The organism is Pseudomonas sp. NFACC45 (assembly GCF_900113505.1).
Classification (GTDB): Bacteria; Pseudomonadota; Gammaproteobacteria; order Pseudomonadales; family Pseudomonadaceae; genus Aquipseudomonas; species Aquipseudomonas tehranensis.
Genome location: NZ_FOPO01000001.1, coordinates 347,428 through 367,632 on the forward strand (window position 1 = coordinate 347,428; position 20,205 = coordinate 367,632).

16 protein-coding genes are annotated in these 20,205 nt (G+C 62.3%); 9 read left to right on the forward strand and 7 right to left on the reverse strand.

The features are described 5' to 3' along the window. The first annotated feature begins 204 nt into the window (after positions 1-204). The gene (locus BM132_RS01525; protein WP_371264089.1) at positions 205-2,112 is read left to right on the forward strand and encodes a methyl-accepting chemotaxis protein; all 1,908 of its coding nucleotides are present in this window, start codon (positions 205-207) and stop codon (positions 2,110-2,112) included. A 162-nt stretch (positions 2,113-2,274) separates the two neighbouring features. On the opposite strand, the gene BM132_RS01530 is transcribed toward BM132_RS01525, so the two are convergent. The 6 genes from BM132_RS01530 to BM132_RS01555 form a co-directional block, all read right to left on the reverse strand. Continuing rightward, on the reverse strand, positions 2,275-2,742 hold the full coding sequence (locus BM132_RS01530) for a chemotaxis protein CheW (RefSeq protein ID WP_092452624.1): 468 nt from the start codon (positions 2,740-2,742) through the stop codon (positions 2,275-2,277). Continuing rightward, positions 2,735-8,653: an Hpt domain-containing protein gene (locus tag BM132_RS01535; RefSeq protein WP_092452627.1), complete on the reverse strand. Its 5,919-nt coding sequence runs from the start codon at positions 8,651-8,653 to the stop codon at positions 2,735-2,737. The genes BM132_RS01530 and BM132_RS01535 overlap by 8 nt, the downstream gene beginning before the upstream one ends. A 177-nt stretch (positions 8,654-8,830) precedes the next feature. After that, the gene (locus BM132_RS01540) at positions 8,831-10,891 is read right to left on the reverse strand and encodes a methyl-accepting chemotaxis protein (protein WP_092452629.1); all 2,061 of its coding nucleotides are present in this window, start codon (positions 10,889-10,891) and stop codon (positions 8,831-8,833) included. Between the two features lie 170 nt (positions 10,892-11,061). After that, positions 11,062-11,601, reverse strand: coding sequence for a chemotaxis protein CheW (locus BM132_RS01545; protein ID WP_092452632.1), 540 nt, complete (start codon positions 11,599-11,601; stop codon positions 11,062-11,064). Positions 11,602-11,611: 10 nt separating this feature from the next. After that, the gene (gene pilH / locus BM132_RS01550) at positions 11,612-11,977 is read right to left on the reverse strand and encodes a twitching motility response regulator PilH (protein ID WP_047226188.1); all 366 of its coding nucleotides are present in this window, start codon (positions 11,975-11,977) and stop codon (positions 11,612-11,614) included. A 48-nt stretch (positions 11,978-12,025) separates the two neighbouring features. Continuing rightward, on the reverse strand, positions 12,026-12,454 hold the full coding sequence (locus BM132_RS01555; RefSeq protein WP_092452635.1) for a response regulator: 429 nt from the start codon (positions 12,452-12,454) through the stop codon (positions 12,026-12,028). Positions 12,455-12,677: 223 nt separating this feature from the next. On the opposite strand from BM132_RS01555, the gene gshB reads away from it, so the two are divergent. The 7 genes from gshB (at position 12,678) to BM132_RS01590 (ending at position 18,697) form a co-directional block, all read left to right on the forward strand. Next, the gene (gene gshB / locus BM132_RS01560; RefSeq protein ID WP_092452638.1) at positions 12,678-13,631 is read left to right on the forward strand and encodes a glutathione synthase; all 954 of its coding nucleotides are present in this window, start codon (positions 12,678-12,680) and stop codon (positions 13,629-13,631) included. Between the two features lie 77 nt (positions 13,632-13,708). Beyond that, the gene (locus tag BM132_RS01565; RefSeq protein ID WP_047225999.1) at positions 13,709-14,605 is read left to right on the forward strand and encodes an energy transducer TonB; all 897 of its coding nucleotides are present in this window, start codon (positions 13,709-13,711) and stop codon (positions 14,603-14,605) included. A gap of 196 nt (positions 14,606-14,801) precedes the next feature. After that, complete coding sequence (locus tag BM132_RS01570) at positions 14,802-15,371, forward strand: YqgE/AlgH family protein (protein WP_047226000.1); 570 nt, start codon at positions 14,802-14,804, stop codon at positions 15,369-15,371. Further along, complete coding sequence (ruvX, locus tag BM132_RS01575; RefSeq protein WP_092395470.1) at positions 15,371-15,808, forward strand: Holliday junction resolvase RuvX; 438 nt, start codon at positions 15,371-15,373, stop codon at positions 15,806-15,808. The genes BM132_RS01570 and ruvX overlap by 1 nt, the downstream gene beginning before the upstream one ends. Positions 15,809-15,893: 85 nt before the next feature. Further along, a complete protein-coding gene (gene pyrR / locus BM132_RS01580) occupies positions 15,894-16,400 on the forward strand; it encodes a bifunctional pyr operon transcriptional regulator/uracil phosphoribosyltransferase PyrR (RefSeq protein ID WP_047226002.1) in 507 nt (168 codons plus the stop codon). A gap of 24 nt (positions 16,401-16,424) precedes the next feature. Further along, on the forward strand, positions 16,425-17,429 hold the full coding sequence (locus tag BM132_RS01585; RefSeq protein WP_092452641.1) for an aspartate carbamoyltransferase catalytic subunit: 1,005 nt from the start codon (positions 16,425-16,427) through the stop codon (positions 17,427-17,429). Next, entirely contained in the window at positions 17,426-18,697 is a 1,272-nt protein-coding gene (locus BM132_RS01590; RefSeq protein ID WP_092452644.1) for a dihydroorotase, read from the forward strand. The genes BM132_RS01585 and BM132_RS01590 overlap by 4 nt, the downstream gene beginning before the upstream one ends. Before the next feature lie 129 nt (positions 18,698-18,826). Here the strand turns inward: BM132_RS01590 and BM132_RS01595 are convergent, their stop codons facing one another. Continuing rightward, positions 18,827-19,255, reverse strand: a complete 429-nt coding sequence (locus BM132_RS01595) for an NINE protein (protein WP_047226005.1) — start codon at positions 19,253-19,255, stop codon at positions 18,827-18,829. Positions 19,256-19,504: 249 nt separating this feature from the next. Between BM132_RS01595 and BM132_RS01600 the strand changes: the two genes are divergently transcribed. Further along, positions 19,505-20,116, forward strand: coding sequence for a C40 family peptidase (locus BM132_RS01600; RefSeq protein ID WP_092395466.1), 612 nt, complete (start codon positions 19,505-19,507; stop codon positions 20,114-20,116). Positions 20,117-20,205: the final 89 nt, after the last annotated feature.

The window sequence follows — 20,205 nt, forward strand, 5'->3', positions numbered from 1 at the left end:
ATTTAATCGTTCGCTTGCGACTTAACTGTCCGGAACACGATCGCAGCCTCGTTGCACTCGACAGCGCCTACAGCCGAGCGGGAGCAAGCTCCCTCGCCACGCCGACCCAACGACTCCTATTTTCTATAGATCCCTCCCGTCCCGCCGATACAGCTCCCATAAAACCAATTCAACACAGCAAGGGAGAAAATCAGCATGTTCCGAATGCTTACCCAGGGTCTGGGAAACGTAAGCGTCAATCGCAAACTCGGCTTCGGCTTCGGTCTGGTGCTATTTCTAACCTTGATGATCGCTTTCACCGGCTGGAGCGGCCTGGGCAATGTCATCAGCCGTGGCGACAAGCTGGGCTACATTTCCAGCCTGAACGAATTGAGCAAGGACCTGCGCCTGGCGCGCCTGGACTACTACACCACGCGGGGCGAGAACGGTCCGCAGGAAGTCAACGATCTGCTCGCCAAACTCGAGGCAGGCCTGACTGCCGCTCGCCAGATGATCGAGCAGCCGGCCGACGTGGCGCTGATCGACAAACAACTGGCCGCAGTGGCCGAGTACAAGAGCGCCTTCGCCGAGATGGCCAATGCCACCGTCAGCCGCGAAGATGCCCGCAGCAAACTCGGCGCCAGTGCCGACAACGCCGTGGCACGGATCGCCGACGTGGAAAAAGCGATGCTGCAAAGCGAGAACATCGCCCAATTCAACAACGTGGTCTCCCTGAGCAAGGCGATTCAGCAAGCGCGCTATCAGGTTCGCGGCTACACCTACAGCGGCAAGAACGAAGCCCAGCAACCGGCCCTTGACGCCATTACCGATGCCCTCAAACTTCTCGCACGCCTGCCGGCGCAGTTGCCTGAGGAGCACTCCGCCAACCTGCAGCAGGCCAGCGATTCGATCAACGCCTACCGTTCAGCGGTCAGCCAGTTCCGCGATTCGCAGCTTGATACCGCCGCGGCACTCAAGCGCATGACCGAGCAGGGCGAAGTATTGCTTGAGTCCAGCAAAAGCCTGACCGTGTCCCAGACCGCCGTGCGCGACCACGACGCCGCCCAGGCCAAGACTGTCCTGGTATCGGCTGCCGTGCTGGCGATGTTGTTCGGCGTGATCGCCGCATTGGTCATCACCCGGCAGATCGTCGGCCCGCTGGACCAGACCCTCAAAGTCGCCGAGCGCATTGCCGCGGGCGACCTGACCCACAACCTCACCTCCGAGCGCCGCGACGAACTGGGCCAGCTACAGCGCGCCATGCAGAGCATGACCGTGGGCCTGCGGCAATTGATCGGCGGCATCAGCGACGGCGTGACGCAAATCGCCAGCGCCGCCGAACAACTCTCGGCCGTGACCGAACAGACCAGCGCCGGGGTCAACAGCCAGAAAGTGGAAACCGACCAGGTCGCCACCGCCATGCACGAAATGACCGCCACGGTGCAGGAAGTGGCGCGCAATGCCGAGGAAGCCTCCGAAGCGGCCGTCGCGGCTGACCAGCAGGCACGCGAGGGTGAAAAAGTGGTCGGTGAAGCCATCGCCCAGATCGAACGCCTGGCCCTCGAAGTGGGTAACTCCACCGCAGCCATGGGCGACCTCAAGCGTGAGAGCGACAAGATCGGCAGCGTGCTGGACGTGATCAAATCCGTAGCCCAGCAAACCAACCTGCTGGCCCTCAACGCAGCCATCGAAGCGGCCCGTGCAGGCGAGGCTGGGCGTGGCTTCGCGGTGGTGGCTGACGAGGTCCGTAGCCTGGCCCAGCGCACTCAGAAGTCCACTGAAGAAATTGAAGAACTGATCGTCGGCCTGCAGTCGGGCACCGAGCAGGTCGCGACCATCATGGACAACAGCCGCAGCCTGACCGACAACAGCGTCGAACTGACCCGCCGCGCCGGTGGATCCCTGGAAAACATCACCCGCACGGTCTCGGCCATTCAGTCGATGAACCAGCAGATCGCCGCTGCGGCCGAGCAGCAGAGTGCCGTGGCCGAAGAGATCAACCGCAGTGTTCTGAATGTGCGCGATGTGTCGGAGCAAACTGCGTCGTCCAGTGAAGAGACGGCCGCTTCGAGCGCTGAACTGGCGCGGTTGGGGGTTCATTTACAGACGTTGGTGGGGCGGTTCAGGGTTTAATGCCTTGGGGCTGCTTACTTAAGTTTTGTGTGTATATCCGTTGCTGCGGTAACGGTTGCTGACGGTTCCGCAGCAATGGATATGTACTCAGTCAACAAAACCCTGGCCGGCTATCAGGCCGACTTCGCGAGCAAGCCCGCCCCCACAAGTACCCTGTCTGACCTAGTTTTTTGCCAATCCAGAGGCCACGACCAACTCTTCCAACGCCAACAAGTCCGGCACCTTCGCCACATGCTCGCCCACTTGCACCGCCGCCTGTTCCAGTCCACACAGCGGTACATCGACGTAGCTCAGTTGGGTGTCGAGTTTGTAGGAACGCGGGATACCCTGGACCAGCAACGCAATGAAACGCAACTCCGGGCGCCCACCCAGGGCATTGAGCACGACGATGCGCGCACGCTCGCCGATCACGGTTTTCTGGCCGCAGGCCGACTCGAAGCTCAGCAACGGGATTTGCCGTTCGCGCCAGCTCACCCAACCCAGAAACCACGGCGGAGTGTCGATATCGAACGCGCTGCTCTGGTAGTCGATCAGCTCGGCCACGGCCACGTTGGGCAAAATCAGGTGCCGGTCGGCCAGGGGCAGCAGCAGCCCGGTGATGTGCCCGGTGCGCGGGTGAAGGTCATGCATGGGTTTTGCTCCAGCGGGCGATGCTGTCGAGCAGCACCGATTCCTGGTACGGCTTGCCCAGGTAGTCGTTGACGCCGATGGCCATGGCGCGGTCGCGGTGTTTCTGGCCCGTGCGGGAGGTGATCATGATGATCGGCAGGTGGGCCAGGCGCGGGTCATTGCGTACTTGCGTGGCCACTTCGAAGCCGTCCATGCGCGGCATTTCGATGTCCAGCAACATCAGATCGGGGGAGTGTTCGGCCAGCAGCGCCATGGCATCCACGCCGTCCTTGGCGGTGAGCACGTGCATGCCGTGGCGCTCCAGCAGGCGACTGGTGACCTTGCGGACCGTCACCGAATCGTCCACCACCAGCACCAGCAATGGTCGCGAGTGCTCGCCCTCGTCTTGCGCCGCTGCCGGGCGGCGTGGGACCTGATGAGGCAAGGCGCGGATCGGCGCCAACAAGTCGAGAATCAACACCACCCGGCCATCGCCCAGGATCGTCGCCCCCGACAAGCCCTGCACCGCCGAAAATTGCGGGCCGAGGCTCTTGACCACGATCTCCCGGGTCCCGGCGGTAGCGTCCACTTGCACCGCGATATGCCGCTCGTTGCATTGCATCAGCAGCACCGGCAACGGTTGGCTCTGACCCAACAGTTTCGGGCGAGCGCCGGTTTTCAATAGCTCACCCAGGTAGCACAGCTCATAGCGTTGCCCGGCGTAGGTGTAGGTCGGCGGGTCGAGCTGGTAATAGCCATCCAGTTCAGCGGGCAACACCCGGACGATACTTTCGATGGTGTTCAGTGGGATCGCGTACTGGTCTTCATGACATTGCACCATCAACGCCCGGTTCACCGCCACGGTAAGCGGCAGGCGAATGCGGAAATGCACGCCCTGCCCTGGCGTGGAGTCGATGACCATGCTGCCGCCCAGTTGCCGTACCTCTTCATGGACCACGTCCATGCCGACGCCGCGCCCGGAAATCTGGGTGATTTTTTCGGCGGTGGAAAAGCCCGGCTGCAAGATGAATTGCAGTACGTCGCGGTCGCTGATGTCGCTGTCCGGTGCCAGCAGGCCACGCTTGATCGCTTTGCTACGCACCGCATCCAGAGGCACGCCGGCGCCGTCGTCGCGAATGTCGAAAATGATGTCGCTACCTTCCCGGGACAGGTCTAGGCTGATGCGCCCCCGGGCCGGTTTGCCGGCAGCGATGCGCACGTCGGCCGGCTCCAGGCCGTGGTCGACGGCGTTGCGCAGCATGTGCTCCAAGGGCGCGACCATGCGCTCCAGCACGCTACGGTCCATTTCGCCTTCAGCATTGCCAACCACGAACTCCACGTCCTTGCCCAACTCCTGCGCCACTTGCCGCACGATGCGCTTGAGGCGCGGCAACATACGCTCGAACGGCACCATGCGCGTGCGCATCAGACCTTCCTGGAGGACGGTGTTGACGCGCCCCTGCTGTTGCAGCAGGTTCTCAGCGTCGTGATTACTGCGTTCGAGGGTTTCCTTGAGATCGAGCAAGTCCGAGGCCGATTCGAACAGCGCCCGGGACAATTGCTGCAACTGGGAATGCCGGTCCATCTCCAGCGGGTCGAACTCTTCGTAGCCCAGGCGCTCGGCCTCGACCTGCTGGCGACTGAGGATCCGGCCCTGGGTTTCGGTATCAAGACGGCGTAACTGGTCGCGCATGCGCTCGATGGTGGTTTCCATTTCGCCCAAGGCCACGCGCGCGTCGTTGACCTGCTGTTCGATACGCCCACGGAAAATCGAGGTTTCCCCAGCCAGGTTCACCAGATCGTCGAGCAGTTCGGCGGAGACCTTGACCATGTCCGCGCCGTCGCTCGGGGTGCCAGCCTCAGGCCTTGTGGGGGCAGGCGGTGGGGTCGGGGCCGGTTCCGGCGCGGAGACGACTTTGGGCGCCTCGCTGTCCTGCGGATGATTCACCGCCTGGATCTGCGCGATCAGCCGGTCGGCAAGGGGGCATGGGTGGCCGGCGCGTACCGCATCGAGCATCTGCGCCAGCCGGTCATGGCTGCTTTGCAACAAGGCGAACAGCGCTGGCGTCGGTTGGAGCAGCCCCGCCGACAAGCCTTCATAAAGATTTTCCAGCTCATGGGCCAGGTCGCCGATGGGTACGATTTCCACCATCCGCGCACCACCCTTGAGGGTGTGCAAATCGCGCAACAGCGTTTCCAGGGCCTGGCGGTTCGACGGTTCGTCCTGCCAGCGCAGCAGCGCTGAGCCTGCGCTGTCGAGAATGTCGAAACCTTCTTCGAGGAAGATTTCCAGTAATTCAGGATCATGCCCGGCCACGTCGCCGGAGGGCGAACCGCCCGTTTCGATTGCGTTCGGCTTGTCCTGACGGAACCGGCGAATGGCGTCGATCAGCGCAACGGGATCGCCCAACGGCTGGCCCTGCTGCAACTGCCCGAGCAGCAGGTCGAGGCGTTCGTGACTGCTGCTGAGCAGTTGCTCGAGTTCCTCGCTGTGGCTGTAACGGCGGTCCACCAGCCCTTCGTAGAGATTTTCCAGCTCCTGGGCCAGGTCGCTCACCGGCCGGATATCGGCCATTCGTGCGCCGCCCTTGAGGGTGTGCAAGTCCCGTTGTAACGAAGACAGTGGCGCCGCGTTGTCCGGGTCGGACAGCCATCGTTGCAGGGCTTGGGCGGCGCTTTCGAGGATGTCCTGTGCCTCTTCGAGGAAGATCGAGGCAATGTCGTCGTCCACTGAGGTCTCAGCAGGGGCGCTGCGCTGCAGTTCAGCTGTCGCGTTACCCAGTTCGCGGATGCTCAGGGTGCGGCTGCCGTCGCTGCGGATCAGTCCGGTGGCGGATGGGTCCAGGCTCTCCTGGAGCAAGCCGCGCAGGGCCTGCACCCGTTCGGGCTGTGAATGCACATGTTGCCCGGCGGCCAGTTCATCGAGCATGTCGATCAAGGCTTCATGGGCGCGCTGCGCTTCCTGGAAAAACACGTCGCTGACTGCCAGGCTGCTTTCTTCCACTGCACCGTAGAGGTCGAGCAAGGCCTCACAGAGCTCGTCCACCGGGTGCAAGTCGGCCAGGTGCGCGCCTTCGCCGAGGGTGGTCAGCTCGTCCAGCAGTGCACTGAGTTCCTGGCCTTCGCCGGGGTGCTGCTGCCAACGGCGCAACAGGTTTTCGGCGTCGAGCAGGATATCCATGCCCTGTGCGAGGAAGTTGTTGATCAGTTGTGGATCTCTCTTGGTCCGCAAGCCTTTGTCCGGTGCACTGAGGGCCGTTTGCAGGCGCTCGGTCAGCAGCGTTTGGGTTCGCTGGATCAGCGCTTCGGCGCCGGGAATCGGCGCCAGGGGGTCACCGTGCAACTGACGCAAACCCAGACGCAACAGACCCTCGGCCTCCAGCAGCAATTCAATTTCATCAAGATCGAGGGCGATCAGGTGCGCCTTGTATTCCCGGGCCAACTGGTCCATCGCGCCGGCCAGCTCGGCAATCGGCAACACGCCGGCCATTGATGCGCTGCCTTTGAGGGTATGCAAGGCTCGCTGCAATTCGTCGTTGGCCTGCAGCGGCAAGTGTTCGGCGGCCTGATCGAGAAAGCGATTGAGGCTGGCAAGGTGACCCTGGGCTTCGTTGTCGAATATCTTCAGCAACAACGGGTCGAGGGCGGCGACATCCTGGGCGTCTTCATCCTCATCGACGCCCTTTGCCAGTGCATGGGCACGGGCGGCCAGACGGTCGACATCGTCGCGCTGACGCTGACGGTTGTCTGCAAACTCGCTCACCAGGGCCGGTAGCAACTGCACCGTGTCATCGAGCAACTGCCGGACCGCAGCACCCGGCTCAACACTGCGCTCCAGCACCCGGTTAAGCAGGTTTTCCACGGCCCAGGCCAGCTCACCCAAGACCAACGCCCGCACCATCCGACCGCTGCCCTTGAGGGTATGGAAGGCCCTGCGCAGTTCGGCCAGGGCGCCATGGTCGTCAGGGTGAGCGGCCCAGCGCGGCAGGTATTCGCGCAGAACGTCGAGCACCTCGTCGGCTTCTTCAAGGAAGACCTCGCGCAGCTCGTCGTCCACCGGATGCTCGTCCAGCGGCGGCGGCAGCAGGCTACCCGGCGTGCTCCGGGCCGGCGGGTTGACCGCCGAGACCGGGCTGGCCAGCACTTGGGCCAAGGACTGCACGGTCTGCGGGTCATCGAGCTCCTGCAAGTCTTGCATGACCTGAGCCTCGTTAGGGCTCAGCACATCGTCAAGCAACGGCACCCGGGCTTCGTCGGGGAAATAACCGAGGGCACCCAGGCTGCGCTCGACCACGTCCAACAAGGGTTCGCCGGGCGTTTCCGGGTCTTCGCTCAAACGCTCCAAATAGTATTCGAGGCCGGTGATTACGTCGGCCAGGTGATCGAGTTCTTCCCAGCCCGGCTGGGCGCGCTCCAACAGCAGATGCTCGCTAATGAAACCATTGCACGCCTCCACAAGGCTGGCGGCGCGGCTCAAGGGGATCATCGCCAGGGCACCGCGCACCTGGGTCAGCAACGCCGGTAGCGCTTGCAGTTGCTCGCTGTTCCAGTCGGCGTCGATGTAATCGACGATCATGTCCTTGGCCTGTTGCAGGCAGGTGTGGGCTTCCTTGATGACGATCTGGTGGATCTGGGTCAGGTCTGTGGTGGGCAGGTGACTGTCTTCAGGGCTCTCGGGCTCGACAGTGCCGACCATGCCGGCAAGGGTAGCCTCGACGTAGAGCAAGGCCCCGGCGACATCCATGAGCGTCGCGTCATCCGGCTCGCGATGACCTTGGGCGAGGCTCAGGACCACCGCCAATTGATCGATGATCACTTTTCGCGGCTGACCGAAGCCGAGCACCGCCAGGGTGTCGGCGATCTGTCGCAGGGGCGCCAGCAGGCTGTCCAGCTCCGAGGCGTGCTGGCGGTCACTGCGCACGAACAGGTCGAGCCGCTCCTTGACCCGCACCAGCTCTTCGCAGAGTGCGGCGAGCACCGAGCGCATGGCATCGCGGTCCGGTCCGGCCAGGCGTGCACGTTCTTCGTCGACCATGGCGCTGTCGGGCAGCGCGTCGTCCAGTGAGTAGCGTTCTTTCATGATCTGCATCTGCCCGCTGGGATGTTCGGCCTTGGCAATATAGAACAACAAACTCGTCAGCAACTGTGGCGGCGCCGGTTGATTGATGCCCTGCAGGCCCTGGTCCAACAGTCGCTTGAGTTCCTTGTCCGCTTCCTTGAACAGGCTGCGCAGCGCCGGGCTATTGGCGATACGCCCCTCGCGCATGCCTTCGACCAGGGCCGACGCCACCTGCCACAACGCATTGAGCGGTGCTGCGGCGCACAGCCCTTCCAGGCGGTGGAAGACTTTGGCCAGATAACCGAGATGGGTGGCGTCGTCCTGTTCGCGCAACAGCCCCACGAGGGCCACTTGCAGGGTCTGGCGCAGTTTGCGCAAGGTGTTTGCCAGGTCAGGCGGTTCGAGTCGCTTCAAGGCCTCGTCACTGACCGGCGCGATCAGCGGTAACTCAGGACTGAACAGGCTGGTCTCCGACAACAGACTCTCGCCCCGGGCGCTGCGCAAATCATTGATCAATGGCAGCACCACCAACGGCAGGTCGCGGCGGGCGCCTTGTATGCGGTCCAGATAGATCGGCAACTGCCCAAGGGCCTGGCTCAACAGACTGATGGCTTCGTCGCGATGGGCGATACGGTTGTCCTGCAGGGCGACGCACAGCTGCTCCATCTCCTCGGCCAGCAGCGCAGCACCATAGAACTCGACCATCTGCAGGCCGCCGTGCACCTGATGAATGCACGCCAGGCAATGCGCGAGGGCATCCGCCGCCTGCGGGTCGTCCACTAGGCGATTGAGCGCCAGATGGGCCTGCTTCAGCGTTTCGGCAATCTCGCCCTTGACCCACTCCAGGGCCACATAGTCGTGCCGATCACCCATAACCACTCCAAATCCTGTGGCGAGGGGATTTATCCCCGCTGGGGCGCGAAGCGGCCCCCAAAAATGCTGAATCCAACATTTATGCCCCTGACTGGCTATTTTGGGACTGCTTCGCAGTCCAGCGGGGATAAATCCCCTCGCCACAAAGAGTCTTCAGCGCCAGACAAGTCAAACCCGTCACCCTTTTTCCTCATCCGCCACAGCCGCCGCCGGCAAAGTAAACCCCGACACCGAACGACGCAGTTGACTGGCCATTTTCGCCAGGTTGCCGATGCTCTCGGCGGTGGCGGTGGAGCCGGAAGAGGTTTGCGTGGTGATTTGCTGGATCACGTTCATGGTCAAGGAAATCTGCCCCGCCGAGGTGGTCTGTTGCTGCGCCGCATTGGAGATGCTCTGGATCAGCGCCGCCAGGGTCTTGGACACGCCTTCGATCTCCTCCAGGGCCACCCCGGCATCCTGGGCCAGTCGGGCGCCGCGTACCACTTCGGTGGTGGTCTGCTCCATGGAAATCACCGCTTCGTTGGTGTCAGCCTGGATCGCCCGCACCAAGGTCTCGATCTGCCGGGTCGCCGCCGAAGAGCGCTCCGCCAACCGCTGCACTTCATCGGCCACCACCGCGAACCCGCGCCCGGCGTCACCGGCCATGGACGCCTGAATGGCGGCGTTGAGGGCCAGAATATTGGTCTGGTCGGCAATGTCATCGATCAGGCTGACAATGTCGCCGATTTCCTGGGACGACTCACCCAGGCGCTTGATGCGCTTGGCGGTGTCCTGGATCTGCTCGCGAATGTTGTCCATGCCATGAATGGTGTTGTGCACCACCTCGTTGCCTTTGTTGGCGATCTCCACGGAGCGCTCGGCCACCGCCGACGACTCGGCGGCATTGGCCGAGACCTGATCGATGGACTGGGCCATTTCATTGATTGAAGTCGAAGCTTCGGATATCTGCTGGGCCTGATGCTCGGAAGCCTGCGCCAGATGCATGGCCGTAGCCTGGGTTTCCTGCACCGCAGCGGCGACCTGGCCGGCGGTGAGGTTGATGGTGGCCACAAGGTCACGCAATTGGTCCACCGAGTAGTTGATGGAATCGGCGATGGTGCCGGTGAATTCTTCGGTCACCGAGGCGGTCACGGTCAGGTCGCCATCGGCCAGGTCTTCGATCTCGTCCAGCAGACGCATGATCGCGTTCTGGTTACGCTCATTCTTTTCTGCGGTTTCACGCAACTGACGGTTGGTTTCGCGGACCATCACCAGCCCGATCAGGATGATCGACATCAGCGCCAACAGGCCCAGCACATAACCACCGATGGCGTTTGCGGAACGGCCGCCGGCCAGGTTTTCGAACGCGGTGGCCAGGTGCGAAGCTTCATCCAGCAAGGTTTGCGACAGGTTGAAGATGTTGCCTGCCGACTCGCGGACCTTGAACAGCTCAGGGGAGGTTTCGAGGATTTCGTCCACCGAGCCGGAGACGAATTCGAAGAGTTCGCTGATCTCACTCAAGCGGGCCCGGGCATCGCGGTCCTGTACTTGGGAGATCTTCAAGGCCGAGTCACCTTGCGACATGCCATTGAGCACCTGACCAAAACGTGCGGCATCGCGGCCAAAGGTATCGGCGGCCTGACTGGCGTTTTCATCCCCCGCCAGCACGGTGTTCACCGCCCCGAGAATCCGTTCGGCCAGCAACGACTGGCGCTGGGCCATGGCGACCTGTGCGGCGGGCGCGCCGCGCTGCAGGAGAATTTCGACGACTTTTTCGTACTCGACCTGCAATTGCGGTACGGTTTCGGCGAGGGTCGCCGCCACCTGATGCAGCGACAGCACAGTCTGTTCGCTGGACAGGATGGCATCGGTGTTCTTGAGCAGGCGTTCCCAGTCCAGCTGTACGGCACGCATCTGCGGGCGCAGGGCAGCAGGTGCCGGTGGCAGGCCGGTCACCGGGTTGCCTTGCTTCAGGTAGCCCCAACGCTGGGCGAAATCATTGCGCGCCTCGCTCAGCAACTTGAACGCCGCGGCCTTGCCGGCGGCCGCCTCGGTGGCGTTCTTGGCAATGCGCTGGGACAGCACCCGCAACTCACCGGCGTGGCCGATGTACTGCTTGTCGTAGTTGGACTGGGTGTTGAGGTAAGCGAAGTTGGCGAACAGCAGCATGATGAAGACAATCAGCGCGACGAACAGCACGATGATCTGCGAACGACTGCGCGACGCTTCCAGAGGCTTGCCTGTTTTTGCTTTGATCATCGATTTTCGCCTGTACTGCTATCCACAATTCCAAGCCCGACCGGATTCCCTGTAGGAGCTGCCGCAGGCTGCGATCTTTTGATCAGGGTCTTATGTCAAAGCAAGCTGTCTGTTGGAAAGATCAAAAGATCGCAGCCTTCGGCAGCTCCTACCCTGAGTTGTGCAGTCACCTAAATCGCCACATCCATAAAACCCGGTGAGCGCGTCAGCGCAAACGGGCTGAACACCTGCCACTGCCGTTCGCCGCGAAACCGGCCCTTGACGAAGGCCGACTCCGGGCCGTCAAGGTCGTCCATCAGCGTCGGCTCCAGGCTGTCCTGGGCAAAATGCTGCAACCCGAGGACTTCATCCACCAACAACCCGGTAAAGACCTCGTCGTGATCCACCACCAGCACCCGCCGCTGCTTGCGCACGCTCGACAGCTCATGGCCGAAGAAACCGCACAAATCCATCAACGGCAATAAGCGCCCGCGCAGATTAGCCACACCACGAACCCACGGCTTGACCCCGGGCAAATGTGTGTAGCGCGGCTCGTGCAGCACTTCGCTGACTTCGCCCATGGGCGCCACGTACCAGTGTTCGCCGAGGCGAAAACCGATGCCGCTCCAGCTGTCACCGTGGGTCGGCTGTGACGGCAGGTCCGCCCCCAGCAGCCGGCAACGCCGGTCGATCTGCAGGAGCAGTTCGAAAGCGGTCAGGGATTGGCTCATGGCCGCGTCATCAACCCGCCAGCACGTTGTTCAGGGTCTTGATCAGGGTTTCTTCGTCCACCGGTTTGGTCAGGTAGTCCTTCGCGCCTTGGCGAGTGCCCCAGACCTTGTCGGTGTCCTGGTCCTTGGTGGTGATGATGATCACCGGGATGTGCCCGGTGTCCGGATCCTTGGTCAGCTGGCGTGTGGCCTGGAAACCGTTGAGGCCGGGCATGACGATATCCATCAGGACCGCGTCGGGTTTTTCCTGGCGAGCCAGGGCCACGCCGTCGGCGCCGTTTTCGGCCTTCAGGACCTGGTGGCCGTGCTTTTCCAGCATGCCAGTCAGTTTGTACATTTCGGTCGGCGAATCATCGACGATCAGAATTCGTGCCATGGTGTTCCCCATTTTTTCGTTGACCCCAGGCCCGATGGCCGAGTGTCATTAATGTGCCTGGTGCGGCTGGACAGCGGCAAAGCCCGGAACATGAGCCCGTATCGCGCCCAGCAGTTCTTCCTTGCTGAAAGGCTTGGTCAAAAACTGATCGGAGCCGACGATGCGCCCCTTGGCCTTGTCGAACAAACCGTCCCGAGACGACAACATGATCACCGGCGTAGCCTTGAAAACGCTGTTGTTCTTGATCAGGGCACAAGTCTGGTAACCGTCCAGGCGCGGCATCATGATGTCGACAAAGATAATGCCCGGATGATAGTCGGCGATCTTGGCCAGGGCATCGAAGCCGTCGACAGCCGTGATGACCTCGCAACCCACGTTGCGCAACAAGGTCTCGGCGGTGCGGCGGATGGTCTTCGAGTCGTCGATGACCATGACCTTCAAGGCGCTGGGTTGCTGCTGCGTAAGATGCTCTGCCATTGCCACTGCAAACCGGTTTTTAACGCGTAAGTGTGAACGACAGCGCAAACCCTTGATGTTCAAGGCCCGCACGTCACATGCCAGCCTTTTTAGCACAGTCTCCATCGCCGATCTATCGGCCGCTCGGTACAGTGGTTTTTCCTTGACCGCCAATCTTCCGGGCGCCACTCTGACGCCACTTTTTCACACCATTTGTGCCCATCAATTTTCGAGGAACCAAGCCATGAGCGTACGCGTCGGCATTGTCATGGACCCTATCGCCAGCATTTCCTATAAAAAGGATAGCTCGCTGGCCATGCTGCTGGCCGCTCAGAAGCGCGGCTGGGAGCTGTTCTACATGGAGCAGCGCGACCTCTACCAGGCCGAAGGGCAGGCACGGGCGCGGATGAAGCCGCTGAACGTCTTCGCCAATCCCGAAAAATGGTTTGAGCTGGGCGCCGAACGCGATGCGCTGCTCAGCGACCTGGACGTGATCCTCATGCGCAAGGATCCGCCCTTCGACATGGAGTTCGTGTATTCCACCTACCTGCTGGAGCAGGCCGAAAGCGCCGGTGTGCTGGTGGTCAACAAACCCCAGAGCCTGCGCGACTGCAACGAAAAGCTGTTCGCCACGCTGTTCCCGCAGTGCACACCGCCCACTATCGTCAGCCGTCGTCCGGACGTGCTGCGTGAGTTCGCCGACCACCACGGCGACGTGATCCTCAAGCCCCTGGACGGCATGGGCGGCTCCTCGATTTTCCGTCACACCGCCGGGCACCCCAACCTGTCGGTGATCCTGGAAACCCTGACCTTGCACGGTCAGCAGCAGATCATGATCCAGGGTTACCTGCCGGCCATCGTCGATGGCGACAAGCGCATCCTGATGATCGACGGCGAACCGGTGGACTATTGCCTGGCGCGCATTCCCGCGGCCGGCGAAACCCGCGGCAACCTGGCGGCCGGCGGGCGTGGCGAGGCGCGTCCGTTGACTGAGAAGGACCGTTGGATCGCCGCCCAAGTCGGCCCGACCCTGCGCGAGAAGGGCCTGTTGTTCGTCGGCCTGGACGTGATCGGCGAGCACCTGACGGAAATCAACGTCACCAGCCCGACCTGCATCCGCGAGATCGACAACGCCTTCGGCACCGATATCGGCGCGATGCTGATGGATGCCATCGATCAGAAGCTCAAGGCTCGTTGATCCAGATCCTGCTGAAGGAAACCCACATTGCGTTATCATGCCCGGCCTGAAAAAAACGCGATGTTGGTTTCCTTGCCATGACCCTCCCGTCCGATCTGCCCCAAGAGCTCGCCCATCGCGGCGTGCGCCCGGCTGATCGTCTCGGTTTTACCCTGTTCCTGGCGGCATTGATCCACTTGGCACTGCTGCTGGGCGTCGGGTTTGCCACGGTAGAACCCAAACAGATCAGTCAGACCCTGGAAATCACCCTGGCCACCTTCAAAAGCGAAGCCAAGCCACAGAAAGCGGACTTCCTCGCCCAAGAAAACCAGCAAGGCAGTGGCACCCTGGAAAAAAAGGCGACGCCCAAGACCACCCAGATCGCGCCGTTCCAGGACAATAAAGTGCAGAAGGTCACACCGCCGCCAGCGGCCAAGCCCGAGGTCCGGGAGACGGCGCCCAAGGCAGCCGTAACCACCGTGGCGCCGAAGCCGAAAAAAGCCCCGGTTAAAGAAGAGGTCAGGCCCGACCCCAAACCCAAGGCCCCGGTGCCCACCTTCGACAGCGCCCAACTGTCCAGCGACATCGCCAGCCTGGAAGCCGAGCTGGCCCAGGAACAGCAGCTATATGCCAAACGCCCGCGTATCCACCGCCTGAGCGCCGCCTCGACCATGCGCGACAAGGGCGCCTGGTACAAAGACGAGTGGCGCAAGAAGGTCGAGCGCATCGGCAATCTCAACTACCCCGACGAAGCCCGGCGCAAGCAGATCTATGGCAACCTGCGGCTGCTGGTCTCGATCAACCGCGACGGCTCGTTGTATGAGGTGCTGGTGCTGGAGTCCTCCGGCCAGCCGTTGCTGGACCAGGCCGCCCAGCGGATCGTGCGCCTGGCCGCGCCGTTCGCACCGTTTACCGGGGACCTTTCGGACATCGACCGCCTGGAAATCATCCGCACCTGGAAGTTCGCCCGGGGCGATCGCCTCTCCAGCAACTGATTCCCCACCCAAATCCCTGGTGGGAGCGGGCTTGCTCGCGAAGACGGCAGTCCTGCCACAAGAGATCTGTCGGATGTACTGCCCCCTTCGCGAGCAAGCCCGCTCCCACATTTGATCGGTGTCACCAGCCAGTTCGAGGCACTTGCTGCACATCCCCAGCTTGTCAGTTCGCCCCTGCGCCGCCACACTAGCGCCTATGAAAAACGTCAGCCCCACCTACCTCAAGCATCATTTCCTGATTGCCATGCCGCACATGGCCGATCCGAACTTTGCCCACACCTTGACCTACATCGTCGAGCACACGGCCAATGGGGCCATGGGGCTGGTGATCAATCGGCCGCAGGAACTGAACCTGGCGGACATTCTTGAGCAGTTGCGCCCGGATGTAGAACCGCCACTCTTGTGCCAGCACGTCCCGATTTTCATCGGCGGCCCGGTGCAGACCGACCGAGGCTTCGTGCTCCACCCGACGGGGCCGTCCTACCAGGCCACCGTGGACCTGGATGGCGTATCGCTGTCCACCTCCCAGGACGTACTGTTCGCCATCGCCGACGGCGTAGGCCCGGAAAAAAGCCTGATCGCCCTCGGCTATGCCGGTTGGGAAGCCGGGCAACTGGAAGCCGAGCTGGCCGATAACGCCTGGCTGACCTGCCCGTTTGACGCCGACATTCTGTTCAATACCAGCAGCGAACTGCGCCTGGAAGCGGCGGCCAGCCGGCTGGGGGTCAACCTCAGCCTGCTCACCAGCCAGGCAGGACACGCCTGATGGCCCTGCGCTTGCTGCTGGGCTTCGATTACGGCACCAAACAGATCGGCGTGGCGGTCGGCCAGGTGATTACCGGCCAGGCCCGCGAACTGTGCACCCTGAAGGCGCAGAACGGCGTTCCCGACTGGAACCAGGTCGAAGCGCTGATCAAGGAGTGGAAACCCGACGCCGTGGTGGTCGGCCTGCCGCTGAACATGGACGGCACGCCCAGCGACATGTGCGTTCGTGCAGAGAAATTCGCCCGCAGGCTCAACGGCCGCTACAACCTGCCTTTCTATACCCACGACGAACGTCTGACCACGTTCGAGGCCAAGGGCGAACGCCTGGTGCGTGGCGGGCAGAAAGGCAGTTACCGCGACAACCCGGTGGACGCCATCGCGGCCGCCCTGCTGCTGCAAGGCTGGCTCGACGCCAACGCCGCCCTGTTCGAAACCTGATTTTTTTGAAAGCGCCGCCAGGGCGCTTTCTTTTAGCGATAAACCGGGCCTCTGACCACCGGCCCGGGAACCTGAAGGAGCCAGCATGAGCCTGCCCAATCCCGCCGAACTGATCAGCCAGATGGCGATTCGTCTCACGGCGCACCTGGAACAACGCGGCATCAGCGAACCGCGCTACATCGGCATTCGCACCGGTGGCGTCTGGGTCGCCCAGGCCTTGCTCGAAGAACTGGGCAGCGATGCCCCGCTGGGCACCCTCGATGTGTCGTTCTACCGCGACGACTTCAGCCAGAACGGCCTGCACCCGCAAGTACGCCCTTCGGCCCTGCCATTCGAGATTGAAGGCCAGCATCTGGTATTGATCGACGATGTGCTGATGAGCGGCCGGACCATCCGCGCCGCCATGAACGAACTGTTCGATTATGGCCGCCCCGCCAGCGTGACCCTGGTGTGCCTGCTGGACCTGGACGCCGCCGAGCTGCCGATCCGCCCGAACGTGGTCGGCGCGACGCTGACGCTGGCCGCCCACGAGCGAGTCAAGCTGTCCGGCCCCGCGCCGCTGCAACTCGAACTGCAAGACCTTGCCCTTTAACTGCCCTTGTAAGAGTCCATTGCGATGACGTCTCTCGAAACCAAGCGAGCGCTACAGCTCAACGATCAGGGCCAGCTGCGGCACTTCCTGTCCCTCGACGGCCTGCGCCGCGAGCTGCTGACGGAAATCCTCGACACCGCCGACTCATTCCTCGAAGTCGGGGCCCGGGCGGTGAAGAAAGTCCCGTTGCTGCGCGGCAAGACCGTGTGCAACGTGTTCTTCGAAAACTCCACGCGCACCCGCACCACCTTCGAATTGGCAGCCCAGCGCCTGTCGGCGGACGTGATCACCCTGAACGTCTCCACCTCCTCGGCGAGCAAGGGCGAAACCCTGCTCGACACCTTGCGCAACCTCGAGGCCATGGCGGCCGACATGTTCGTCGTGCGTCACGGTGATTCCGGCGCCGCGCATTTCATTGCCGAGCATGTGTGCCCGCAAGTGGCAATTATCAACGGCGGCGACGGCCGTCACGCCCACCCGACCCAGGGCATGCTGGACATGCTGACCATCCGTCGGCACAAGGGCAGCTTCGAGAACCTCTCGGTGGCCATCGTCGGCGACATCCTGCACTCGCGGGTGGCCCGCTCGAACATGCTGGCCCTCAAGACCCTCGGCTGCCCGGACATCCGCGTGATCGCGCCGAAAACCCTGCTACCCATTGGCGTAGAGCAATACGGGGTGAAGGTCTACACCGACATGACCGAAGGTCTCAAGGACGTGGACGTGGTGATCATGCTGCGCCTGCAGCGCGAACGCATGACCGGCGGCCTGCTGCCCAGCGAAGGCGAGTTCTACCGCCTGTTCGGCCTGACCACCGCGCGCCTGGCCGGGGCCAAGCCGGACGCCATCGTCATGCACCCGGGGCCGATCAACCGCGGGGTGGAGATCGAGTCGGCAGTGGCTGACGGGCCACATTCGGTGATCCTCAACCAAGTGACCTACGGCATCGCCATCCGCATGGCCGTGCTGTCCATGGCCATGAGCGGGCAAACGGCCCAGCGCCAATTCGACCAGGAGAACGCCCAGTGAAGCTCAGCATTCTCGGCGCACGCGTGATCGATCCGGCCAGCGGCCTGGATCAAGTGACTGACATCCATATCGACGCCTGCAAAATTGTCGCCCTTGGCGCCGCTCCGGCCGGCTTTACTGCCGTCGACACCCTTAACGCCCAAGGTCTGGTGGCCGCTCCGGGGCTGGTGGACCTGAACGTCGCCCTGCGCGAACCCGGTTACAGCCGCAAAGGCAGTATCGTCAGCGAAACCCGGGCCGCCGCCGCCGGTGGCGTGACCAGCTTGTGCTGCCCGCCGCAGACCAAGCCGGTACTGGACACCTCGGCCGTGGCCGAGCTGATCCTCGATCGCGCCCGCGAAGCCGGCAACACCAAGGTTTTCCCGATCGGCGCCTTGAGCAAAGGCCTCGATGGCGAGCAACTGGCGGAACTCATTGCGCTACGCGACGCCGGTTGCGTGGCGTTCGGCAATGGCCTGAACAGCTTTCGAAATACCCGCACCCTGTGCCGCGCCCTGGAATACGCGGCGACCTTCGGCCTGACGGTGATCTTCAACTCCCAGGATCACGATCTGGCTGAAGGTGGGCTGGCCCACGAAGGCCCGACCGCCAGTTTCCTCGGCCTGCCGGGCATTCCGGAAACCGCCGAAACCGTGGCCCTGGCCCGGGACCTGCTGCTGGTGGAACAAAGCGGCGTGCGCGCACACTTCAGCCAGCTGACCAGCGCCCGCGGCGCCGCACTGATCGCCCAGGCCCAGGCCCGCGGCCTGCCCGTCACCGCCGATGTAGCGCTGTACCAACTGATCCTGACCGACGAAGCGCTGATCGACTTCAACAGCGTCTATCACGTCCAGCCGCCGCTGCGCACCCGCGCCGACCGCGATGGCTTGCGCGAAGCCGTGAAATCCGGGGTGATCTCGGCCATTTCCAGCCATCACCAGCCCCACGAGCGCGATGCCAAGCTGGCACCCTTCGGTGCCACGGAACCGGGCATCAGCAGCGTCGAGCTGTTGCTGCCGCTGGCCATGACGCTGGTGGAAGACGGATTGCTGGACCTGCCGACCTTGCTCGCACGCCTGAGCAACGGCCCGGCCGAGGCGCTGCAACTACCGGTGGGTAAACTGGCGGTGGGCGCGGCGGCGGACCTGGTGCTGTTCGACCCGGCGGCGTCCACGGTGGCGGGTGAAGCCTGGCGCTCCAAGGGCGACAACTGCCCGTTCCTTGGCCACAGTTTGCCGGGGGTGGTGCGTTATACGCTGATGGATGGGCGGATGACTCACCAGGCCTGACACCGCGTCGCCCTTATCGCGAGCAGGCTCGCTCCCACAGGGATCTTCGGTGAACACATAACCTGTGAACACCTCGATCCAATGTGGGAGCGAGCCTGCTCGCGATGAAGGCGACTCGGTCTAATTGACTTAGTGAAAAGCCCCGCGCTTCTGCGCATTACGAATCGAGACCTGATCATTCAGCGTCCAGAAGTCATACAGCACCCCCAGGAAAAACACCCCGCCGGTCAGCAGGTAGAGGATGCCGGTGAGCCATTTGCCCTGGTACATGCGGTGCACACCCAGCACACCGAGAAACGTCAGCAGAATCCACGCCACGCTGTACTCGAGGGGACCCGGGGTGAAGCGCAGATCGGCCTCCCGATCCATGGCTGGAATCAGGAACAGGTCGATCAGCCAGCCGATGCCCAACAAGCCAAAGGTGAAAAACCAGATCGTGCCGGTGACCGGCTTGCCGTAATAGAAGCGGTGGGCGCCGGTAAAGCCGAAAATCCACAAGAGATAGCCGATCACTTTGCTGTGGGTATCGCGTAAAGCGTCCTGCTGATAGCTGTTCATGAATCGCCTCTTTTGCCTCGATAGATAAATTTGTTCGGATTATTTGTGACTTTTTTATGGATTGCCGACAAGCGGTCCCGAGCATCCGGAACCCGGGAAACCCCCGTACTGTCGGGGTTCTGTCGGACAATCAGGGCAATTTGTCGCAAATATGCGGGTTTCACCCCACGTTGCGATTCGACAAACGGCCTCGGAACCGTAAAAAAAGCTGTTATAAAGTTGCGCGCTTACCTTCAAGAGCCCTGCCTAATGCGTCCATTTTTCAAGACATGGCTAACCATTTGCCTATTATTGCCCTTGGCCGCCCACGCCACCAATCGTGAGCAACGTCTTCCCAACGTCAACGGCTACACCCCTAAATCCCATGTTTCTGCTCCTTCGAGCAAGAACAAGCAATACGCCCAGCGCGTGCGCACTGCCAACAGCAAGCTGGTTCCGCCCATGGCGACGAAAGCGACCAGCAATGTGTTGAGTCGTGCCGTGAATGTCCTGGGCACACCTTACCGTTGGGGCGGCAGCAGCCCAAGCAAAGGTTTCGATTGCAGCGGCCTGGTGAAGTACGCCTTTAACGATGCCTCCTTCGACCTGCCGCGCACCTCCAATGCAATGGCCAGCGGTCATGGGCAGAAAGTCGATCGCAAGGACCTCAAGCCCGGCGACCTGATTTTCTTCAAGCTCAAGAGCCGCCGGGTCAACCACGTGGCCATCTACCTGGGCAACGACCGCTTCATCCACGCTCCACGTCGTGGAAAGTCGGTCTCTATCGACACGTTGAACAAGCCGTACTGGAACAAACATTACGTGGTTGCCAAACGGGTTCAGCCCAAAGAGCCGAAAGGGATGCAGGTGGTTCAGCGCTGATCCAGTATTTGTGTCGCGGCTGATTACCCCTTCGCGAGCAAGCCCGCTCCCACATTGGATCTCCAGTGATCACATAACTTGTGAACACC